Source organism: Chryseobacterium sp. RR2-3-20, from assembly GCF_017808115.1.
Lineage (GTDB): Bacteria > Bacteroidota > Bacteroidia > Flavobacteriales > Weeksellaceae > Chryseobacterium > Chryseobacterium oryzae.
The window spans coordinates 1-22,450 of the sequence record NZ_JADQBD010000053.1; the positions used below are offsets into that span (position 1 = coordinate 1).

23 protein-coding genes and 1 tRNA gene are annotated in these 22,450 nt (G+C 34.1%); 14 read left to right on the forward strand and 10 right to left on the reverse strand.

Translation table 11 applies throughout. From position 1 onward, the window contains the following. Window positions 1-169: 169 nt before the first annotated feature. From IV513_RS11645 to IV513_RS11670, 6 genes are all read right to left on the reverse strand, one after another. A complete protein-coding gene (locus tag IV513_RS11645) occupies window positions 170-1,744 on the reverse strand; it encodes a sodium:solute symporter (RefSeq protein WP_209390741.1) in 1,575 nt (524 codons plus the stop codon). 110 nt (window positions 1,745-1,854) lie between these two features. Continuing rightward, complete coding sequence (locus tag IV513_RS11650) at window positions 1,855-2,136, reverse strand: GNAT family N-acetyltransferase (RefSeq protein ID WP_209390742.1); 282 nt, start codon at window positions 2,134-2,136, stop codon at window positions 1,855-1,857. 1 nt (window position 2,137) lies between these two features. Continuing rightward, a complete protein-coding gene (locus IV513_RS11655) occupies window positions 2,138-2,536 on the reverse strand; it encodes an OsmC family protein (RefSeq protein ID WP_209390743.1) in 399 nt (132 codons plus the stop codon). 88 nt (window positions 2,537-2,624) lie between these two features. Continuing rightward, window positions 2,625-4,070, reverse strand: coding sequence for an aminoacyl-histidine dipeptidase (locus IV513_RS11660; RefSeq protein ID WP_209390744.1), 1,446 nt, complete (start codon window positions 4,068-4,070; stop codon window positions 2,625-2,627). A 73-nt stretch (window positions 4,071-4,143) separates the two neighbouring features. Further along, on the reverse strand, window positions 4,144-4,635 hold the full coding sequence (locus IV513_RS11665) for a hypothetical protein (protein WP_209390745.1): 492 nt from the start codon (window positions 4,633-4,635) through the stop codon (window positions 4,144-4,146). A gap of 54 nt (window positions 4,636-4,689) precedes the next feature. Continuing rightward, the gene (locus IV513_RS11670) at window positions 4,690-5,295 is read right to left on the reverse strand and encodes a hypothetical protein (protein WP_209390746.1); all 606 of its coding nucleotides are present in this window, start codon (window positions 5,293-5,295) and stop codon (window positions 4,690-4,692) included. A 114-nt stretch (window positions 5,296-5,409) separates the two neighbouring features. Between IV513_RS11670 and recR the strand changes: the two genes are divergently transcribed. Both recR and IV513_RS11680 read left to right on the forward strand, forming a co-directional pair. Further along, window positions 5,410-6,021, forward strand: coding sequence for a recombination mediator RecR (gene recR, locus IV513_RS11675; RefSeq protein WP_209390747.1), 612 nt, complete (start codon window positions 5,410-5,412; stop codon window positions 6,019-6,021). Window positions 6,022-6,024: 3 nt separating this feature from the next. Then, window positions 6,025-6,864 (forward strand): glycosyltransferase family 2 protein, encoded by an 840-nt coding sequence (locus IV513_RS11680; RefSeq protein ID WP_209390761.1) that lies wholly within the window; start codon window positions 6,025-6,027, stop codon window positions 6,862-6,864. Window positions 6,865-6,931: 67 nt separating this feature from the next. Here IV513_RS11680 and secG read toward each other — a convergent pair whose 3' ends face one another. The 3 genes from secG to IV513_RS11695 all read right to left on the reverse strand — a co-directional run bounded on the left by secG (window position 6,932) and on the right by IV513_RS11695 (window position 10,812). Continuing rightward, a complete protein-coding gene (gene secG / locus IV513_RS11685; RefSeq protein ID WP_209390748.1) occupies window positions 6,932-7,276 on the reverse strand; it encodes a preprotein translocase subunit SecG in 345 nt (114 codons plus the stop codon). 122 nt (window positions 7,277-7,398) lie between these two features. Beyond that, window positions 7,399-9,447 (reverse strand): pitrilysin family protein, encoded by a 2,049-nt coding sequence (locus IV513_RS11690; RefSeq protein WP_209390749.1) that lies wholly within the window; start codon window positions 9,445-9,447, stop codon window positions 7,399-7,401. 51 nt (window positions 9,448-9,498) lie between these two features. After that, a complete protein-coding gene (locus IV513_RS11695) occupies window positions 9,499-10,812 on the reverse strand; it encodes a pitrilysin family protein (protein WP_209390750.1) in 1,314 nt (437 codons plus the stop codon). A 177-nt stretch (window positions 10,813-10,989) separates the two neighbouring features. Between IV513_RS11695 and IV513_RS11700 the strand changes: the two genes are divergently transcribed. The 5 genes from IV513_RS11700 to IV513_RS11720 all read left to right on the forward strand — a co-directional run bounded on the left by IV513_RS11700 (window position 10,990) and on the right by IV513_RS11720 (window position 15,797). Further along, a complete protein-coding gene (locus IV513_RS11700; protein WP_209390751.1) occupies window positions 10,990-12,864 on the forward strand; it encodes an ATP-binding protein in 1,875 nt (624 codons plus the stop codon). A gap of 6 nt (window positions 12,865-12,870) precedes the next feature. After that, window positions 12,871-13,239, forward strand: a complete 369-nt coding sequence (locus IV513_RS11705) for a PleD family two-component system response regulator (protein ID WP_209390752.1) — start codon at window positions 12,871-12,873, stop codon at window positions 13,237-13,239. An 83-nt stretch (window positions 13,240-13,322) separates the two neighbouring features. After that, entirely contained in the window at window positions 13,323-14,174 is an 852-nt protein-coding gene (locus tag IV513_RS11710; RefSeq protein ID WP_209390753.1) for a transketolase, read from the forward strand. 7 nt (window positions 14,175-14,181) lie between these two features. Then, window positions 14,182-14,856, forward strand: a complete 675-nt coding sequence (locus IV513_RS11715; RefSeq protein WP_209390754.1) for a hypothetical protein — start codon at window positions 14,182-14,184, stop codon at window positions 14,854-14,856. Next, complete coding sequence (locus tag IV513_RS11720; RefSeq protein WP_209390755.1) at window positions 14,853-15,797, forward strand: transketolase family protein; 945 nt, start codon at window positions 14,853-14,855, stop codon at window positions 15,795-15,797. The genes IV513_RS11715 and IV513_RS11720 overlap by 4 nt, the downstream gene beginning before the upstream one ends. A gap of 62 nt (window positions 15,798-15,859) precedes the next feature. Here IV513_RS11720 and miaA read toward each other — a convergent pair whose 3' ends face one another. Beyond that, a complete protein-coding gene (gene miaA / locus IV513_RS11725; protein ID WP_209390756.1) occupies window positions 15,860-16,774 on the reverse strand; it encodes a tRNA (adenosine(37)-N6)-dimethylallyltransferase MiaA in 915 nt (304 codons plus the stop codon). A gap of 150 nt (window positions 16,775-16,924) precedes the next feature. On the opposite strand from miaA, the gene IV513_RS11730 reads away from it, so the two are divergent. The 7 genes from IV513_RS11730 to IV513_RS11760 all read left to right on the forward strand — a co-directional run bounded on the left by IV513_RS11730 (window position 16,925) and on the right by IV513_RS11760 (window position 22,004). Further along, entirely contained in the window at window positions 16,925-17,782 is an 858-nt protein-coding gene (locus IV513_RS11730; protein WP_209390757.1) for a YicC/YloC family endoribonuclease, read from the forward strand. 34 nt (window positions 17,783-17,816) lie between these two features. Beyond that, window positions 17,817-18,380 carry a guanylate kinase gene (gene gmk, locus IV513_RS11735; RefSeq protein WP_209390758.1) on the forward strand — a complete coding sequence of 188 codons (564 nt, stop codon included), beginning with the start codon at window positions 17,817-17,819 and terminating at the stop codon, window positions 18,378-18,380. Window positions 18,381-18,453: 73 nt separating this feature from the next. Continuing rightward, the gene (nadA, locus tag IV513_RS11740) at window positions 18,454-19,473 is read left to right on the forward strand and encodes a quinolinate synthase NadA (protein ID WP_209390759.1); all 1,020 of its coding nucleotides are present in this window, start codon (window positions 18,454-18,456) and stop codon (window positions 19,471-19,473) included. A gap of 103 nt (window positions 19,474-19,576) precedes the next feature. Next, window positions 19,577-19,960 carry a dihydroneopterin aldolase gene (gene folB, locus IV513_RS11745; protein ID WP_209390762.1) on the forward strand — a complete coding sequence of 128 codons (384 nt, stop codon included), beginning with the start codon at window positions 19,577-19,579 and terminating at the stop codon, window positions 19,958-19,960. A gap of 27 nt (window positions 19,961-19,987) precedes the next feature. Further along, entirely contained in the window at window positions 19,988-21,349 is a 1,362-nt protein-coding gene (locus tag IV513_RS11750) for a DUF4403 family protein (RefSeq protein WP_317196422.1), read from the forward strand. A 25-nt stretch (window positions 21,350-21,374) separates the two neighbouring features. Then, window positions 21,375-21,884: an RDD family protein gene (locus IV513_RS11755; RefSeq protein ID WP_209390760.1), complete on the forward strand. Its 510-nt coding sequence runs from the start codon at window positions 21,375-21,377 to the stop codon at window positions 21,882-21,884. A 49-nt stretch (window positions 21,885-21,933) separates the two neighbouring features. After that, window positions 21,934-22,004 (forward strand) — tRNA-Cys (locus IV513_RS11760). The last annotated feature ends 446 nt before the right edge of the window (window positions 22,005-22,450 follow it).

Below are 22,450 nucleotides of genomic sequence, written 5' to 3' on the forward strand. Positions count from 1 at the left end.
GGATAAGACTCAATCTAAAAGGAAAGAGCCCGGTACAGTACCGAACTCTTTCCTATCAAAATATTGTTTAATTTTGTCTAAACTTTTGGGTGCAGTCTAAATGTATCCGGATTTTGATGTTATTATAAAAAAAGGTTAATTTTTTTTATAAAATTATGTTTTGAAGTTCCTAAACAAGTTTCAGATAATTTTTATTTTTGACCAACCACAATCCAATAAAGGTGAGTAATCCGTTCAAAATAATCAGTTCTACACCAATTCTGTAATCCGTATTTTCGGTCACCAAATAATTTATAATGTACGTTAAAACAGGAGCCAAAACAGTAACTGTAAGAATTGCATATTTTCTGGAAATCTGAAATTTTGTGAAAATTCCGAATGCGAAAAGTCCTAAAAGCGGTCCGTAGGTATAACCCGCAACTTCCATGATTAAGTATACGATAGATTTGTCGTTCAATGCCTTAAAAACCATGATTAAGATAAAGAATATTACCGTAAATGTTAAATGGATCTTCATTCTCAGGCGTTTTTTTTCTTTTTCAGATTTCTTTTGGTCTTCATTCAAATTCAGAATATCTACACAGTAAGAGCTTGTAACTGCCGTTAAAGCCCCATCGGCAGACGGAAAAAGTGCAGAAATAAGACCAATGATGAAAATTACCGAAATCGCCATCGGGAAATAACCGTTTAATGAAAGTGCAGGGAATAAATCGTCTCCCATAATGTTGGTAATATGCCCTGAAGCATCTTTAAACCCGAAAATATGAGTCACCACTTCTTTGCCGTTTACGATATTGGTAACTTCAGAATAACCTGCACCATTCTGTAAGGCAAAAAGATAAAGCAGACCGCCTAAGAAAAGGAAGGCGATGTTTACAAAAAGTAAAGTTCCTGCAAAAGTGAGCATATTTTTCTTGGAATTTTTAAGACTATCTACAGAAATGTTTTTCTGCATCATTTCCTGATCTAAGCCGGTCATGGCAATGGTTATAAACATTCCACCCAAGATGGTTTTCAGAAAAAATGTTTTGGAATTAGGGTCTAAATTAATAAAATGCGTATAATTTTTATGTTCTAAAATGGTATAAGCTTCACCAAAAGAAAGATTTAAATTGAATAAAATATATGTAATACAGGCAATTAAGCTGATAATCATAAATGAAGTCTGCAATGTATCTGTAATCACGATGGTTTTTACGCCTCCTTCAAAAGTGTAGAGAAGTACCATTAATAAAAGCACCGATGCAGTTACCCAAAACGGAACACCCAAAGCTTCAAGCAGGAAAATCTGCAGTACATTCACAACCAGATATAATCTTGCTGTTGCCCCGATTGCTCTGGAAACAATAAAAAATACAGAGCCGATTTTGTGAGCTTCAACATTGAATCTTTTACCCAAATACGTATAAATTGAGGTAAGATTCATTTTATAATAGAGTGGAAGAAGAATTGCGGCAACGATAAAATACCCGATAAAAAACCCGATCACCATCATATAGTATTCAAAACCGCCGAAGATGTATTCGCTTCCCGTCATTTTTCCTACAGTTCCGGGAACGGAGATGAAAGTAACACCACTTAAGCTGGTTCCTATCATTCCAAAGGCAACAAGCCACCATTTACTTTTTTTGTTTCCGATAAAAAACGACTGATTGTCTGAATTTCGGCTGGTAAAGTAAGAAATTACCAAAAGTCCGATGAAATAAATAAATACAAACAGTAAAAGAACAGTTCCCTGATTCATGCTTTGTTAAATTTCAGCAAATATAGTTTTTTTTGCTCCTGTTAAAAAAAGAAAAACCTTCCAGAGAAATTTTCTGAAAGGTTTCTGAAACTTTTGTTTTTGATAATATTTTACAAAACATCCTGAAGATTTGCATTTTTCTGAAAAGTTGCTTTTGCAAACGGACAGAGAGGAATGATTTTCTTGTTGTTTTCCCTTGCAAATTCCACTGCTTTTATGAGCATTTCTTTGCCTACTCCTTTACCGTTGTAAGCTTCTTCTACCTCAGTATGATCGATAATGAAACGTTCTTCTCCCGCCCAAGTGTAGGTCATAAGTCCGGCTTTTTGTCCGTCAATGTAAGCTTCAAAGCTTCCGTTTTTTTCGTTGTTGTTTTGTTTTACGTCTATCATTTTATGAAAATTTGGTTTGAATTTCTATTTCGTTGGTTAACATTTTATGTACAGGACATGCATCCGCAATTGCATTGAGTCTTTTATGCTGATCTTCACTCAAATTCGCTCCTTCAAAACGAATGTTTCTTTTAAAAACAGCCAATTTGGTGAGTGGGAAATTTTCCAGTTCAACTTCTACGTGAATATTTTCTACAATCCACTCTTTTCTGTCTATATACATCCTCAAAGTCGCCGCAGTACAGCTTGCCAAAGATGTTGCAAGAATTTCAAAGGGGTTGAAACCTTTATTCTGACCGCCTTTGTCCAAAGGTTCGTCGGTAATAATTCTATTTTCGCCAGCAATAACTTCGGTATAATATTTTGTAGTTCCTAAACTTGCTTTTACAGTTACAGACATGGTTTAAAAAAAAATTAATTTTAAAAATGGATGAGAAAAAAGAAATCTGATATTTCTTGTAAGAGAATATCAGATTTCGAATATATGTTTATTTTAAAGGAATATTGGCAAGGATATCTTTCGTGAAATCCCAAAATTTCTGTGTAGAAGAAATATTGGCTCTTTCATCTGGCGAATGTGCTCCTCTAATGGTTGGTCCGAAACTTACCATTTCCATTTCCGGGTAATTTGCACCGATAATTCCGCACTCTAAACCTGCATGACAAGCTACTACATGAGGTTTTTTGCTGAATTTTTCTGTGTAAATTTTCTCCATGAGCTGAACAATTTCCGAACCTGGTTTTGGTTTCCATCCTGGATAAGAACCGCTGAATTCTACATTCATTCCGGCTAACTCTGCCACAGATTTCAGCTGATTAGCTACTGATATTTTAGTTGATTCTACAGATGATCTGGATAAATTTAAAATTTTTAAATCTCCGTTTTTCAACTCTACTCTTGCAACATTATTGGATGCTTCTACCAAATCCTGTACATCGGGACTCATTCTGTAAACTCCGTTGTGAAGAGCATTCAATGTTAAAATAATTTTTTTAGAATCTTTTTCCGAAATGGCTTTTTCTGTATTGGTTGTAAGCTCAATATTGATCTGAAGAGCCGGTTCTATGGAAGCAAATTCTTCTAAAATTTCTTTTTTTAAACCATTAGAAATATTTTCTATGTACTCGTTGGCATTTCTTACCGAAATTATAGCAAAAGCTTCTCTCGGAATAGCATTTCTAAGACTTCCGCCATCAACAGATACCAACTGGATGTTTTGATTGTTGAGTCCTTCGTTTAAAAACCTTCCCAAAATAATGTTGGAATTTCCAAATCCTTTATGGATGTCCATTCCGGAATGACCTCCCTGCAAACCTTTTACTTCAATTCTTACAAGCTGGCCTTTAGCTTCTTCAAGAGAATAGGTTTGGGTAATGGTAACATCAATTCCACCTGCACAGCCAATATCGATTTCATCATCTTCTTCGGTGTCAAGGTTCAGTAAAATATTTCCTGTAAGTTGTCCGGGTTTCAATCCTAAAGCACCGGTCATTCCTGTTTCTTCATCGATCGTAAACAAAGCTTCCAAATCAGGATGCGGAATATCCGAGCTTTCTAAAATCGACATTATTGTAGCCACACCTAAGCCATTATCTGCACCCAAAGTGGTTCCTTTTGCCTTTACCCAATCGCCGTCTACTTCCATCTGGATTCCTTGGGTTTCAAAATCGAAATTAACATCGTTGTTTTTCTGGCATACCATATCCAAATGAGATTGCATTACGATAGGTTTGCGGTTTTCCATACCAGAAGTTGCCGGTTTTTTGATGATAACATTGCCGGTTTCATCTACTGTGGTTTCAAGTCCTAGATTTTCTCCGAATTCTTTAATAAATGCAATTACTTTTTCCTCTTTTTTTGAAGGTCTGGGTACAGCATTCAGTTTAGAAAAATTTTTCCAGATAATCTGAGGTTCTATATTGGATAGTTCCATAAAATTTTATTTTTCTCAAATTTACGGATAAAAAAAATGCTCCCGAAATTCAGGAGCAGTATTTTTTAATTGCTTAACATCCGCATTCACCGTAAATGGGAATAACAGTTTTGCTTCCGTCTGGCTTTTCTATGATTAATGTACCTTCAAAAAGCAATGCTTCTTCATTTTTTATTTTCTTTCCTTTTACAGAAATTTTATAATTTTCGTTTTCAATTTCTTTGCTCAGTTCATCGTCTGCTTCCATATCGCTGGAAGAAATAAGATTCATTACCAGTCTTTTTCCGTCGAGCTTCATGTAGGCTGTTTTTCCTGCATCATCAGCATAAATGTAGTTCTCGTTTTCGAAATCTGCTTTGCTTTTAGCAAAATAGCATGAACATTCTTTAATTTCTTTCGGAAAAGGAAATGTATCAACTAAAATGTTGGCATTCTGAGTATCTGCTTTTACAGAATCCTGAGTAATATTAGTAGAATCTACTTTTGTAGAATTAGAAACGTTTTCTTGCTCCTTTTTGCAGGCAACTAATAGAAATGCCGAAAAGAAAATGATTAAATATTTCATTCATTAAAAATTTAAAAATAATAAGGCTTCAAATGATAAGCCAATATCTGTAATTTAACCTCTTGCTCTTTCTAAGAGAACCATCATTAATAAAGATAAAACTACTAAGCTTTCATCTTCATCATCAATATCAATAAGTCTGTCGAGTTGAAATCTTCGTCCAAACATCGAAGGCATTTTTTTGAGTCTGAAATAATCTTTTCCATCTGTACCTTTTACAGTGTAAGAAGGATTAAGAAAATACCCGGTAAACATACTAACGATAGGGATTTCTCCTACCATACTGTCGAAAACCTTTACCCAAGGATTATCTTCTGTAATGGTGAATTTTGGCTGATCGGCTTCATCTAAAACATTGTAAGTGGATTTCCAAATAGAACGCATCCCTTTTCTGGCGAGTCTCCCAAAGTTTTTACCGCTTAAAATACTTTTGATAGAGTAAGAAGCATTGAAATCGATCCATTGGTTTGCCTGAATCCTGAAAAGTTCTTTGGTTTTATTTTCATTATCAAAAACAATTACATCTTCTTTTAATTTAAACATTTTTTGTCGAACATACGCAACGTAGTTTCCGTTCTTGTCGGTAATGTTAAAATCGCTTGCAAGTGTTGTAATTTTAAACTTAAAATCCAGCGGATAATTCAGGTTATTAAGATTCATCTAGATAATTTTTTTCTTGTTTTGCCCAAAGATAGTTATTTTCTGAAGATTTATACAACGATTTTAGACCTTGGGCTTCGTAGGTTTTCAAGTATAATTAGTATTTTTGCAAATATGGATTACCCGAGTAAAGTATTGGCAAAAGCAGTCGATGAAATTTCCGGACTTCCCGGAATAGGAAAAAAGACCGCTTTACGCTTAGCTCTTCATCTTTTGAAGCAGCCCAGCTCCAGAGCAAATGGATTGGGTAATTCTATCATTAATCTGGTTAATGATATAAAATACTGCAAAGAATGCCATAATTTTTCAGATTTCGAAATTTGTGAAATCTGCAGCAGCTACAAAAGAAACAATGAGTTAATCTGCATTGTAGAAGATGTAAGAGATGTAATCGCTATAGAAAATACGGGAAAATATACGGGAAAATATCTTATTTTAGGCGGAAAGATTTCTCCTATGGAAGGTGTGGGTCCCAATCAGCTTAATATTCCCAGTATCGAAAAGAAAATTAACGAAGGAAATGTAAAAGAATTAATTTTTGCATTAAGTGCAACGATGGAAGGCGATACTACGGCATATTATATTTACAAAAAGTTCAAAAATTTTAATGTGAATTTTTCAAGTATTGCAAGAGGGATTTCGGTAGGAGATGAGCTGGAGTATGCAGACGAAATCTCTTTAGGAAGATCTATTATCAACAGACTTCCTTATAATGAAAAAGATTAAATGATGATGGTGAAACTTTCTTTTATTATCGTGAATTATAATGTAACTCAATTTCTGAGGAACTGTCTTCATTCTATACAAAAATATGCTGCAGAGATAAATTATGAAATTATTGTTGTGGATAATAATTCTCCCGACAGTTCTTGGAAAAACCTAATTTCCGAATTTCCCGATATGCGTTTTATTGCTTCTGAAACAAATGAAGGTTTTTCTAAAGCAAATAACAAAGCGATAAAATTTGCAAAAGGAGAATATCTGCTTATTTTGAATCCCGATACAGAACTGGAAGGTTTTTATTTGAAAGAAATCCTAAATTTTGCCGATTCCAAACCGAAATTAGGGTGTCTTGGTGTAAGAATGCATGATGCTTCAGGGAAATTTCTTCCAGAAAGTAAAAGGTCGGTTCCAGATATGCTTAATTCATTCGAAAAACTTTTTGCGGGATTCAAAAAGAATAATTCGAAATCATATTATCATAATGACATTAGCGAATATGATATTTCTGAAACTGAAGTTATAACAGGAGCTTTCATGCTTATTAAGAGAGCTACATACCATTTTGTAGGAGGATTGGATGAAAAATATTTTATGTATGGTGAAGATATTGATATTTGCTATACATTATTAAACAATGGTTTCAATAATTATTATTACGGTAAAGTTTCTATCCTTCATCATAAGGGTGAAAGCACCGTAAAAAATAAAACTTATCTTAAAAGATTTTATGGAGCCATGCAGATTTTTATAGATAAGTATTATAAAAATCAGAAACCGGTACAGTATTCTTTCTTAAAAGCCGGATTGAAGCTGAGATATCAGATTGAAAAGATAAAATTGAAATAAAATCAATAGTATTCAACTAAAAAAGCAACCTATTAAGGTTGCTTTTTTAATATCTAAATATAAGTTTTTATTTAGTTGGTGTGGCAGGAGCCTGAGTTCCAGAAGCCGGAGCTGTTTTGTTTGCAGGAGCTTCAGTTTTAGCAGGAACCGGCGGAACCGGAATAGCCGTTTTCTTTGGTTTACCCGTTACTACCACGCTTATCAGAATTAAAACGATAATTACTGTTCCTAAAGTCCAAGTAGATTTTTCCATAAAATCATTAGTTCTCTGAACTCCGAATTGTGCAGAAGATGCACCTCCGAATGTACTCGAAAGACCTCCTCCTTTAGGATTCTGAGCCATAACAACGATTACCAGAAGTATGCAGGCAATCATAATAAGAACCATCAATAGTGTAAATATAGTATCCATTAATTTTGATATCTTTTTGAATGGGCAAATTTAATGTTTTTTTACTGAACAGCAAAATAAGATTCATATAAAAATAAAAACGGCAACTCAATGTCGCCGTTTAATTAAAAATATAATGATTTTTATTTGAAGTCTGTATCTTTAGCTTGATTTACTTCATAAGATTTTACCTTCATGGTCATATCCATTCCCATTTGGTTTACCGTAATTGTGAAAGGCATTTTTACCCCAGAAACTTCTTTGTAATCTGAAAAAGTTGTTGGGATTGTAAAAGTTTGCCCTTGAGCAGATTCAGTTTTAGTTTCACCGGTTTTTAAACCAGATTTTACGCTGTAATAATAAGTGTCTCCACCAGAAGATTTAATAGCATAAGAATCTTCTCCATTAATTTTTTCGATTCCTGCTAATTTGTAATCTGCAGATTTAGCAAAACCTAATTCTTCGAAAAGCTCAGGATTTTTTAATCTGTCAGCAATTTCTTCTTTGCTCATTTCAGCTTTTTGTCCCATTGCTTCAGAGTAACCTGTTTTACCGTCAAAAACCTGTTTTTGTACAGTCATACCTCCTGCAGTAATGGTCTGCGACTCTTTTCCGCCTTTAGCTTTTACAATCTTGAATTCAAGATTCTGTCCTTGCATAGACAGAGAAGCATTGGTTGTGTAAGAATTGATTTTTGCAACATTTTCTTTTCCTCCGATAGCAGCAATATATTTATCTGCAATAGAAGCAACAGTTACATTAGCATCTACTTTCTGAACGGTTGGTTTTGCAACCGGATTGGCATTTCTGTCATAATATTTTACAGGATAGCCAAGTTTTTCTAAGTTTTCAGAAATGTCTGATGCTTTACCTGCAACAAAAATTCTGCTTTGGTTAGGAAGAATAGTTGTTTTTACAGCATTAGAAACATCTGCAGCAGTTACTTTGTCAATAGATTTTAAGTAATTGGTGTAGAAATCTGCAGGAAGATTCTGAACTTTTTGGTTTACAGCAAATCTTGCGATTGTAGCAGGTTGCTCCAAAGACATAATGAAGCTACCTTTCAGTTTTGCTTTAGCATTTTCAAGTTCATCAGCTTTTACTGTAGAAATTGCAGTAAGCTCGTTCATGAATTCTTTTACCGCTTTATCTGTAACTTCGTTTCTTACACTGGCTTCAGCAGAAAATGAAGGAGAATATTTGCTTGCACTCATGCTAGAGTAAGCACCGTAAGTAAATCCGTTCTTCTCACGAAGATTCATGAAAAGTCTAGCTTCACCACCACCACCTAAGATATAGTTGGCAATTGTTGCAGCAAAATAGTTAGGATCTTTCATCTTAAGGTTGTTGAGATTTCCTACGGATACCACAGACTGTACTGCAGAAGGAACATCTACAACATCAATTTCAGTTTTAGCAACGTTATTGGCAGGCTCTAGAGCAGCGAATTTAGTATCTGCTTTTTTCCAGTTAGCAAATGCTTTTTCTACCATCGGTTTTACCTGATCGTATTTTACATCTCCCACGATTACCAAATACGAATTATCTGGAGCGTAATATTTTTTGTAAACATTCTGTACGTCCGCAAGTTTAATTTTGTTGATAGATTCTTCAGTGTCGAATTCACCTCTTGCCGTATTTTTTCCGTATGCCAAAGCGTTAGAAACTCTTGATGCAATTTCGTCTGCACTTTTTTCTGAAGATTTTAAACCTTCAATAGCTCTTTCTTTAGATTTTTGAATTTCGTCTGCTGAAAATTTTGGGTTGATGATTGCATCAGCCATTAAATTTAATACCTCAGGGAAATATTTTGAAAGTGAGTTAGAAGCTGCTCCTCCAGAACTGAAATTTAAGTTTGCACCTAAATAATCTACTTTCTTATTAAAATCATCTTTGCTTAAAGTTGTAGTACCATTACCCAGCTGATCTGCCATGATTTCGCTTACTCCGGCAATATCACCTTCAAAATAAGGCTGTCTGTCCATAGAAAGGCTCATGTTTACTCTAGGCAACTTGTTGTTTTCAACTACCATTACGGTCATTCCGTTCTTTAGTTGAAAAGTTTTAGGTTTTGCAATGTTAATGGCAGGAGTTGGTCCTGGCTTCGGCATTGCGTTCAAATCAATTTTTTGTGCTGAAAGCATTCCTGAAAATAAAAATGCTACGGCTATATATGTTAATTGCTTTTTCATTTGTAAAAATTTTAAATGTATAATCTTTTTAAACTGTTATGTTTTGTAAGATTATTTTTTCTCAGGTAAGTAATTAAGGATGATTCTTTGGTTAGAATTCAAATACTTTTTGGCAGCATTTTGCAAATCCTGCTTAGTGATCGATCTGTAAATATCAATTTCTTTATTGATTAAATTAGTATCTCCCATCAAAACATGGTTTGTAGCTAAAGAAGCTGCAATACCCTGAATGCTTGAATTGGCATTAACGAATTGATTTTCGAACTGATTTTGAAGCTTTTGATAATCTTCATCAGAAATTAATGTCGTCTGAACTTTTTTAATTTCCGCATCAATATCAGTCTGCAAAGTTTGTTTGCTTGTATTTCCCATAGGAATAGCGAAAAACGCAAAAATACCGTAATCCTCAAGTCCTTGGTTGAAAGCTGCTACCTGAAGTGCTTTTTTCTCCTGATCTACAAGTTTTTTATACAAAACTGAAGATTTTCCGCTGCTTAAATAAGAAGAAAGCATATCTAATACATACGCATCTTTTTCTTTATTACCAGGTGTTCTGTATGCAAAAACATAAGCAGGAAGCTGGATGTTAGGATCGTACGCTGTTACTTCTGTTTCTTTTGTAATAGGCTCGTCTTTAGGGAAGTTTTTAGGATAAACAGTTCCTTTAGGAATACCTCCGTAATACTCTTCAATCCATTTTTTAGTCTGTTCCGGCTTAATATCACCTGCTACAACCAAAGTTGCATTGTTCGGAACATAATATTTTTTGTAGAACGCCTGAAACTCTTCCAGTTTTGCCGCATTCAAATCATCCATAGATCCGATTGTAGACCAATGGTAAGGGTGTTTTGTGAAAAGATTTTTTTGTACGTTGTTAAAGAGATTTCCATAAGGCTGGTTATCCATTCTCATTCTCTTTTCTTCTTTTACAACTTCTCTCTGCGTGTCTACACCAATTTGGTTAATCTGTGCGTGGCGAAGTCTTTCTGCCTCCATCCAAAGACCTAACTGCTCGTTGTTTGAAGGGAATGTTTCGTAATAATACGTTCTGTCATTTGTTGTGTTTGCGTTGTTCTGACCGCCGTTTGACGAAACAATTTTAAACCATTCTCCTCTTTTAATATTAGGTGTCCCTTCAAATAAAAGGTGTTCGAAGAAATGCGCAAAACCTGTTCTTCCTACCACTTCGTCTTTAGCTCCTACATGATACATTACACCAGTGGTAACTACAGGTGCAGAATTGTCTTGGTGAAGAATTACATGTAAACCGTTTGGTAAATCATACTCTTCAAATTTGATTTGCTGTGCGTTTAGCATTGCTCCAAAAAAGGCTGCCGCTGCGACACTAAGAAGTCGTTTTTTCATAAATAGAAATTGTTTTGTCAATAAGTTTCAAAAATACATCATTTGTTACAATTTTGGAAAAACTTTTGCATTTGTTTTTTGTTGTTAAATTTTATAAAGTTTCAGCAAGGGTGTTTTTAATATCCAACTCCAATACATTAACAAATAAAAATTAATTTTGAATTTCGAAATCGAGTAATGAAAAATATTTTACCGTCCAACGTTTCATACGAATCTCTCGTAACTTTATTCAGTCAGGCTCCCGTTGCGCTCTCTCTTATAATGGGAGATAATTTTATAATACATACGGCAAATCCAAAGAGTCTTGAGCTTTGGGGAAAAGACGAATTGTGTATAGGTAAACCTTTATTTGAGATTTTTCCCGAATTAAAATCACAAGGATTTGAAGAAATTTTCAATAATGTTTATAAGAAAGGCGAAATTTTTAAAGGAGATAAACTTTCAATTTTCTTGAATAAATACGACGTTTATGAAGAACATTTTTTCGATTTTATTTATTCTCCTGTGTACAACAGTCAGAATTCCTCTGAAATTATTGGAGTAAGCGTTGTTGCAACAGAAGTTACCGATCAGGTATTATCCGCAAGAAAATTGAAAGAAAGTGAATATAAATTTGAAGATTTAATAAAAAATTCAGATTATTCAATTGCTTTATACAGATCAAAAGATTTAATTATTGAATTGGCCAACGATCCTATGCTGAAAACTTGGGGGAAGCCAAAATCTGTAATAGGAATGAAATTAGAAGATGCTCTTCCTGAACTAGAAGGACAGCCATTTATAGGTTTACTGAAAGATATTTTCGAAACCGGCGAAACGTATACAGCCAAAGAAGACAAAGTAGATTTGGTGGTAGATGGCAAGCTTCAGACTTTTTATTATAATTTTTCTTATAAACCGCTTAAAAACTCTCAGGGTGAAGTATGTGCTATCTATAATGTAGCGGTAGATGTAACCCATTTGGTAAACGGAAGACAAGAAATACAAAAAAATGAGCAGGAGCTTAGAAAAATGGCAGATTCTATGCCTCAGATTGTGTGGACTACAGATCATAAAGGTGTCCTTAAATACATGAATGAGAAATGGTTTACTTTTTCTAAATATGACAGAGAAATGGATCTTACAGAATCTGTTAAAAATATGATGAAACCTGGTGTTTATGAACGTGTAGACCAAATTTGGAAAGAATGCATACAGACAGGAAAGCCTTTTGAGGTCGAATGCGAATTCTTAAGCCCAAATACAATAGAAGAATTTAGATGGTTTTTGGCAAGAGCTGTACCGAGTTACAACGAAAAAGGAGAGGTGAAAGAATGGATAGGAACTTTTACAGATATTGATGATTTTAAAAAGTTACAAAATCAGAAAGATAACTTTTTGGGAATTGCAAGTCATGAATTGAAAACGCCTCTTACCAGTCTGAAGCTTTACACTCAAGTTATCGAAAGAAATCTTTCGCAAAACGGAGATCAGAAAAATGCTGCTATTGCATCGAAAATGGATTCGCAGATCGAACTTCTTAATGGTTTGGTAAGAGATCTTCTGGATGTTACCAAAATTCAGAAAGGGCAGATTCAGCTTAATAAATCCTACTTTGATTTCGATGATCTTATTGACGATGTCGTTACAGAACAGCAAATGGCTTCAAGGCATAAAATCTTAGTGGAAAAAAGCAACGTAGGAAAAGTTTTTGCAGACCGACACAGAATTGCACAGGTAATGAGTAATCTCATCGGGAACGCAACAAAATATTCTCCCGAAGCAGAAGAAGTTCATGTAAAAGCTCATGTTTCCGGGGATTTTATCCATTTTAGCGTAAAAGATTTCGGAATCGGAATACCGGAAGAAAAGCAACCTAAAGTATTTGAGCAGTATTATCGGGTAAGTGGTTCCAAAGAGCATACATTTCCCGGTTTAGGTTTGGGGCTTTATATTTCTTCGGAAATTATTAAAAGATCCGGAGGGAAAATATTTGTAAATTCTGTAGAAGGAAAAGGGTCTGATTTTTGCTTCCAAATTCCAACAAATAAAGGAGTCAACAACATAAATTAATAAAATATGTCTGAGTCGATGAAGGTGATGGTAGTGGACGATAGCCCTGCCATAGTAGATTCAATAGGAATGATGCTGGATTTTGAAGGTTTTAGAGTAGAGAAATTTTATAAAGGTTCCGATATGTTCAATACCCTGAATCCGGAATCTAAACCCAACGTAATTCTCATGGATATGTGGCTTTCCGGTGAAGACGGAAGAGATATTTGCCGCATGGTAAAATCAGACGAAAATCTGAAAAATATTCCCGTGCTTATAATGTCTGCAAGTCGTGGTTTAGAGCAGTCTGCATTGGATGCGGGTGCAGATGCATTTATTGCAAAACCTTTTGATATTAATGATATGATAGAAACCATTAGGCTTCATTCAAAATAAAAAATCAGCTCGTTTCCCGGATTTTTGTATTTCCGTAAGCCGACAAAAAAATGTAGATTTGCATTCTAATAAATCTAATAAAAATGAGTAAAAGTATTGAAGAGCTAAAATCTCTTGCAACACAAATCAGAAGAGACATTTTAAGAATGGTTCACGCTGTAAATTCAGGACATCCCGGCGGAAGTTTAGGATGTACAGAATATTTCACTGCACTTTACGGCAAAGTGATGAACTATAATCTTCCTTTCACCATGGAAGGTAAAAATGAAGACCACTTCTATCTTTCTAACGGACATATTTCTCCTGTTTTTTATTCTACTTTGGCAAGATTCAATTTCTTTCCCGTAGAAGAATTAAAGACTTTCAGAAAATTAGATTCTAGATTACAGGGTCACCCTACTACTCACGAAGGTTTACCGGGCGTAAGAATTGCTTCGGGATCTTTAGGACAAGGGCTTTCTGTTGCATTGGGTGTTGCACAGGGAAAAAAATTAGACGGAGACCAGTCTTTGGTTTATACACTTCACGGTGACGGAGAATTACAGGAAGGGCAAGTTTGGGAAGCTCTAATGTATGCTGCTGCCAAAAAAGTAGACAACATTATTTCTACGATAGATTATAACGGACAGCAGATTGACGGAAGTACAGAAAATGTACTTTCTCTAGGAAATCTTCATGCAAAACTGGAAGCTTTCGGATGGACAGTTCTGGAAGAAAAAAACGGTAACGACCTTGAAGCGGTTATTGCTATTCTGGAAAGAGCGAAAACAGAAACCGGAAAAGGAAAACCTGTGGCAATTATTCTTCACACAATTATGGGGAATGGTGTAGATTATATGATGGGAACACACGCTTGGCACGGGAAAGCTCCTAATGATGAGCAATTGGATACTGCGTTCAAACAATTATACTTAGAAGCTCCGGCAGACTATTAGTAAAAGAATGAAAACATTATTTATTGTTTTTTCAATATTTGCTTATACTGTAATTTACGGTCAGAAATCAATTACTCTAAAATATGAAATTGATTATGCAACTAAAGAAAAAATGTATGTAAATAATGATAATAGTTTTTTGGTTTTTGAACAATCCAAAATCACTCCTTGTAATATCGTTACCTTACAGAACCAAAAATATAATTGTTTTGAGGGTAGCGTAAAAAACAAATTCGATTTAACAATTACAGACAAATACAATTGGGGAATTGATGACGTTGTAAATAAATTTGAAATCTTTTACAACGAGAAAAAAGGAATTTCAGCTATTAATGGATTCAAGGCTAAAGAATATATTGTTTTAAAAAACAACGAACTTATTTTCAGAGTTTATATAGATACCGACTCTAAAATAAACAACACAGGTTTTTTAAACATGATTCTTAATGTTCCTTTTTCTGAAATTAATTTTCCAAAAGGATTAATTGTAGGATTAAAAAATCAGAAAAATCAAAATGTCATTTTTTTTGAAGTAAAAAAAATTACGGAAATTAATCACATTATTAAATATGATATCGAAAATGATATCAAAAAGAATAATGAGAGAGAGCAAAAAGAAAAAAGTAAATTTAAGTCTCCGGGAGTAATGGATAAACCTCCTTTTTTAAAAAAAATAAAATGAAATATACATATACAGAAAAAAAAGATACACGTTCAGGATTCGGAGCCGGATTGGCTGAACTTGCAGATACCAATCCTAACGTAGTTGCTCTCTGTGCAGACCTTATCGGTTCTTTAAAAATGGAAAAATTCATTGAAAAGGCACCAGAAAGATTCTTTCAGGTAGGTATTGCAGAAGCCAACATGATTGGTCTTGCAGCAGGATTAAGCATCACGGGAAAAATCCCTTTTACAGGAACTTTTGCCAACTTCTCTACTTCCAGAGTATATGACCAGATTCGTCAGTCGGTTGCCTATTCAGATAAAAACGTAAAAATCTGTGCTTCTCACGCAGGTCTTACTTTAGGAGAAGATGGTGCTACACACCAGGTTTTGGAAGATATAGGAATGATGAAAATGCTTCCTGGTATGACAGTAATAAACCCTTGCGATTACAACCAGACTAAAGCGGCAACCCTTGCTATTGCAGATCATCACGGTCCGGTTTATTTAAGATTCGGAAGACCGGTAGTTCCTGTTTTCATCCCGGAAGATATGCCTTTCGAAATCGGAAAAGGAATTATGCTTCAGGAAGGTACCGATGTAACAATAGTAGCAACCGGACATTTGGTTTGGGAATCTTTAATCGCTGCAGACGAACTTGAAAAAGAAGGTATTTCTTGTGAAGTAATCAACATCCACACAATTAAGCCATTAGACGAAGAAATCATCTTAAAATCTGTTGAAAAAACAGGTAAAATCGTAACTGCGGAAGAGCACAATTATCTTGGCGGTTTAGGTGAATCTATTGCAGGAATGTTGGCAAGAAAAAGACCTACAAGACAGGAATTTGTTGCTGTAAATGATACTTTCGGAGAATCTGCAACACCAGCTGAATTGATGAAAAAATATAAAATTGATTCTGAAGCTGTAAAAGAAGCGGTGAAAAGAATTTTAGCGTAATTGCTTTTTATATATAACCACAAAAGTCCTCTTTTCAGGGGACTTTTGTGGTATCTTATTCTTTACATTTTTTGCTGAATATACTCTAATAAATCCTGAAAATCCTTATCTGAATATCCCAAAGAAAGATAATGAATATCATGCGCTTTACGATACCATGTTAATTGTCGCTTTGCATATCTTCGGCTATTTTTTTTAATTTCTGAAATGGCAAAATCCAAATCCCAATAGCCTTCAAAGTATGTAAAGAGTTCTGTATAACCTACGGTTTTTAAAGCCGTTAAATCTTTGAAGTGTTCGAGGCTTTTTGCTTCTTCCAAAAGACCGTTTTCCAGCATCAGGTCTACTCTTCTGTTGATTCTTTCATAGAGTTCTTCTCTCTGAGCTTCAATTCCGATACGGATCACTTTAAAATCTCGGGAATTCTGCGACATAGCAATCAGTTCAGAATATTTTTTTCCGGTTTGCCAAATAACATCAATGGCTCTTAGAAGTCTTCTGTAATTGTGTATATCTACAACTTCAAAATAGCTTGGATCCAGCTCTTTCAAAATATCCTGAAGTTTTTCAATCCCTTCATTTTGCAGAATTTCCTGTAATTTTTTCTGATTTGCATCATTAGATTCTGGCAAATCGTTCAGACCTTCAATTACGGCTTTTTCGTACATCATGCTTCCGCCAACAAGAATGGCTATAGTATGATTTTCAAAAATTTCATTAAGCTTGTTTAGTGCATCCGTTTCGTACTGCCCAATAGAATAATATTCTTCAACACCAAGATTTCCTATAAAATGATGCTTTGCTTCAGCCAATTCCTCTTCCGAAGGAGAAGCGGTACCAATCTTCATCTCTCTAAAAAACTGGCGAGAATCACAGGAAACAATTTCGGTATTGAAATGTTTAGCCAAGTCAATCGCCAAACGGGTTTTACCAATTCCGGTGGGTCCTACTACAGAAATTAAGATTTTATTTTTCACGATGCGAATTTACAAAAATGTGTTCACTTTGGTTTCAGTTTTTATTGTCGTAAATCCTATTGTTTCCACAAAGTTTAAATTAAAGTGCGGAAAAAAAATCTCCTCAAGACATCAAATGAAATGTTTATCTTTGTAGAGTAATAAAAAACTATGATTTTATCAATGACCGGCTTTGGTAGAGCCGAAGGTGTTTTTGAAGGAAAAAAAATTTCAATAGATATTAAATCACTCAATTCTAAGAGTTTTGATCTGAATATCAAAGTTCCGTTGAGATACAAAGAAAAAGAATTTGAAATCAGAAAAATTCTTAATGACAGAATTATCCGCGGAAAAGTAGACTGCTACATCAATCTGGAAAATCTTGAAGAAAGCAGCGACGTAAAAATCAATAAAAATCTTATCGATTCTTATATTTCGGAACTTCGTAAAATTGCAGACGACGGTCCCGATTTCGAATACCTTAAAATGGCGGTAAGACTTCCAGACGCAATTACCTCAAGACCAGATGAACTGAATGAAGGTGAATGGGAAGCTTTGGCAAAAATTGTGAATTCTGCTTTAGATAAATTTCAGGAATTTAGAAAAACAGAAGGGGCAATTCTCCATGAAGAGCTCGAAAAAAATATTCAGAATATAGAAAGTTACCTTTCTCAGGTTCTTCCTTACGAAGAAGTGAGAATTAATGCCGTAAAAGAACGTTACGAAAAAACGTTAAAAGAGTTTGAAAACCTTGATGAAACCCGTTTTTATCAGGAAATGGCTTATTTCACCGAAAAACTGGACATTTCTGAAGAAAAAGTAAGATTATCCCAACATTTGAAATACTACAAAGAAGTAATGGATACTGAAGATTTTAACGGAAAAAAACTAGGTTTTATTTCTCAGGAAATCGGAAGAGAAATCAATACTTTAGGATCTAAAGCCAATCATGCTGAAATTCAAAAACTTGTAGTAAAGATGAAAGATGATTTGGAGAAAATTAAAGAACAGACATTAAACGTTTTATAAATAAAATCCTTAAGCAAAAAGTCTATCGTTATTTATGAATAAGGTTATTATATTTTCGGCACCATCGGGAAGTGGCAAAACAACTTTAGTGAAATATGCTTTGGAAATATTTCCAGAGCTGGAATTTTCTATTTCTTGCACTACAAGACAGCCACGCGGAAACGAAATTCATACCATAGATTATCATTTTATATCTCCGGAAGAATTCAGACAGAAAATTTCTGAAGATGCTTTTGTAGAATACGAAGAAGTTTACACCGACAAATATTACGGAACGCTAAAATCTGAGGTCGAAAAAATATGGAATAACCAAAAAGTTGTTATTTTTGATGTTGATGTAAAAGGTGGAATTTCACTTAAAAAATATTTTAAACATCAAGCTTTGTCGATTTTCATAGAACCGCCTTCCATTGAAGAATTGGAACGAAGGTTGATTAATAGAAATACAGACGATGCAGAAACCATTAAAACAAGAGTCGAAAAAGCGGAAGAAGAAATGTCTTATGCAAAAGATTTTGACGTTATTGTAATTAATGAAAATCTCGACCAGGCGAAAGGTGAAATAAAAAATTTAATAGAAAGTTTTATTAAAAACTAAATTTTGAAATTAGGAACACTAAAATTTCAAGATAAAAAACACATTCCTAATTCCTTAATAAACAAAGTCTTATATGAGTACAGAAACATTAGACAAAGCAAAAGCAAATCTTCCTGTAAAGGGATTTTTAGATATAAAAGAAATTCAGATTCCTCAAGGAGAAGAGTTGGTAGAAGCAATATTAAAGCTTAAAGAAGAGAAAAACGCAGTTATTCTTGCACACTATTATCAACCAGTAGAAATTCAGGATATTGCAGATTTTTTGGGGGATTCTTTGCAGTTGGCAAGACAGGCAAAAGATACCAATGCAGATATGATTGTTTTCTGTGGAGTTCATTTTATGGCTGAAGCAGCAAAAATTTTAAATCCGACAAAAAAAGTAGTTCTTCCGGATACAATGGCGGGATGTTCTTTGGCAGATGGCTGTTCTGGTGAAGGTTTACGAAAAATGCGCGAAGAGCATCCCAATGCTCTAGTGGCAACTTACATCAACTGTAATGCAGAAACTAAGGCTGAAAGCGATATTATTGTTACCAGTTCAAATGCTGAAACGGTTATCGAAGCTTTGCCAAAAGACAGACCTATTATTTTTGCTCCCGATAAAAATTTAGGTAGATATTTATCCCAAAAAACTGGCCGCGACATGATTCTTTGGGACGGAAGCTGCATTGTACACGAAGCTTTCTCTATGGAAAGAATTGCCAAACAATTGGCAGATAATCCTGATGCAAAGCTGATTGCCCACCCAGAAAGTGAAGAAGCAGTTCTTAAACTTGCTCATTTTATCGGTTCTACATCTGCACTTCTTAACTTTGTGGAAAAAGACGACTGCCAAAAGTTTATTATAGCAACAGAAGAAGGTATTTTACACGAAATGAAGAAAAGGGCTCCTCATAAAGAGTTGATACCGGCTCTTGTTTTCGATGAAAGCTGTAACTGTTCAGAATGTTTTTACATGAAGAGAAATACGATGGAAAAACTGTATTTATGCATGAAATACGAGCTTCCTGAAATTTTAATTGATGAAGAACTTCGCCTGAAAGCATTAAAACCTATTGAAGCAATGCTCGATCTTTCTAAAAGCATCAAATAAAATATAAGCGGGTTTTTCAACTCGCTTTTTTTTATATTTGTTTCACAACTGTATTCTAAAAATAGAATTCAAATCATTAAAACTGAAGTTAAATAAACAACAAATCATGAGCAAAATCTTTTTAGAAGATGTAAAAATCTACGCTTATCACGGTGTTCTTCCTGAAGAAAACATTATCGGAACGAATTATATTTTAAACGCAGAAATTCATACAGATTTGTGGGCAGCAGCAGCTTCTGATGATTTGAATGACACGATTAGCTATGCAGATATTAATGAAATCATTCATGAAGAAATGAAGATTTCTTCTAAATTACTGGAGCATGTTGCGGGAAGAATTATCACAAAAATTGGAGAAAAATTCAGTCAGATTTCCTACATCAAATTAAAAATTACCAAAACCAGTCCACCCATGAAAGGAGAAATAAAAGGAGCAAGTATCGAACTTGAAAAAAGCTTTCTATTAGGTGGAATCACTGAAAAATAATAATTTAAAAAACATAAATTTTTAAAAGTGAGAATTAGTTATTTCTTTATCCTGCTATTTTTTTTCGCAAAATATTCCGGACAAAGCAGCAATATTTCTGCTACTTATAATTTTCCTAAAATAAAATCGAGCATTACAATGCCGGTTACGATTCCGCTTGATGAGATTAGCAATATGGTGAATAAGTCTGTAAAAGATCTTATCTACATGGATGATTCTTACAACGACAATAATGATGATCAGTTTAAAGTAAAAGTCTGGAAAACCCGCCCAATACGGTTAGTTGGCGACACCAACGGAAATATTCTAATTGAAGTTCCGCTAAAAATATGGGCAGAAAAAGGAATCGGAACATTGGGAATCTATACTTATCAGCAGACTACATTTGAAACGGTGATGTATTTTAAAACTGCCGTCAGTTTAAAAAATAATTGGTCGGTAAGCACTTTTACGCAACCCATGGGTTTTAAATGGGTAGCAAAACCTGTTTTAGATTTCGGTAAAATAAAAATTCCGATTACTTCTTTGGTGGAAACAAGCCTGAAAGAACAACAGTATAAGTTCTGCAAAACAATGGACGAGCAAATGGCATCGCAGCTCAACTTTCAGGAGTACGCCGTTTTAGCCTGGAATGCTTTCTCCCAACCATTCCATATCTCTGAAGAGTACAATACTTGGCTGAAAATTACGCCCATCAATATAAATATTACACCATTAAAGTTTTACGGAAACCAAATTGACACCAATATCGGGATTGATATTTTTTCTGAAACCTTTACAGGAACAAAGCCGGAATCTTCTCCAACTGCGAAAAGTGTTATGAATTTCAATTCTATCCCGCTTCTTGCCAATGAATTTCTTTTGCAAACGACAGCGAATATTCCATTTTCTGAAGCAACTCATATTGCCAGAAAAACTTTTTTGGATAAAGAATACGACATTCGGCATTCTAAAGTGAAAATCACAGATATTAAAGTGTATAAAGACGAAAACAGAATAATGATAGAAGCACAAACAGAAGGTTATGTAAACGGTACTGCTTTTATTTCCGGAATTCCTGTTTATGATGAACTGAAAAAGAAAATTGTACTTTCTGAAACAAAATTCAAGCTTAAAACCAATAATATTCTTCAAAAAACAGCTACTCTTCTGTTTCGGGGAAAAATTGTAAAAATGATTGAGGATGAATACGGAATTCCTACTTCCGAACTTGAAATTTCTTCTAAAAAAAGTATCGAAGACGCCTTCAATAAAGAATATTATAAAGGATTAAAGCTGAATGGAAAAGTATCGGATTTAAAACCTCAGCAAATTCTTTTGAATGAAAACGGACTTACTGCGGTAATTGATACCAAAGCATATCTGAAACTTATTATGAAAGGAATGTAAACCTACAATTATTAAACAAATAACTATGAGAAAATATTTACAGATTGTAGACCGTAACCGGGCATCAAAATGGAAAAGATTCGCCAACCTGATTATAGATAGAATAATTTTTAACCTATTTTTCTTGGTGATCGGATTTGCAGGAGCATTTCTGGATAGGATTTTAGAACAGTATTATTTTACAGATTTATTAATTGAGTTTTCAGAAATCGGAAGACTTTGGGATATGCTTATCACCTCAATACTCTTTTTTACGTACACCTTTCTAATGGAGTTTTTTACAAAAGGACGCACCATTGCAAAGTACATTACTGGTACCAAAGCAATAACTATAGATGGTGAAAATCCTACTTTAAAAGAATATATCATAAGAAACATATCGAGAATTGTCCCTTTTGATTTTCTTTCGTTTTTAGGAGAAAACGGATGGCATGACTCTTGGAGCGATACCAGAGTAATTAACATAGAAAAATATAATGCTGAAATACAGTACAAAAGAGAAATAGAACAAATCGGGAATAAAGAAATTGCATGAAAAATTTGCATCAAAATTTATTTTCACTATATTTGCACCACTAAAAAATGGTACTTTGGCCGAGCGGCTAGGCAGTGGTCTGCAACACCATCTACAGCGGTTCGAATCCGCTAGGTACCTCATTAATAAACCCCAATTCATTTATAGACAATGTTTTAGGGTTTTTTGTTTTCTAAAATTTCCAACCAATTTCCAACGAATTGAAAAAAGGTTATTATTATCAAAACTTAGAAACTAGGAAAAACATGGATCAGTACCAAAACATTTAATATTTTCCCGATATGCTTAAATTTTTCTAAATTTTTAAATAAAATTTATTTTAATGTAAGTAGTTATTCTAGTTTAAAAGATGTCTTATATTAATACTTAATTTTAAGATTAAATTAGGTAGAAAATGATTTATTATTTTAAACACCTGACTAACTGCGATTTGGAATAATTTATTATTATTATTTTAACTGTATTATCAATAGCGTCCTAAATAAAAAAATAAGAAGGAATTAAAGTAACTCAAAGTATCTTTGAGGTTGTACAACAAAAAAACCTTCTTATGGATTCAAAATTAA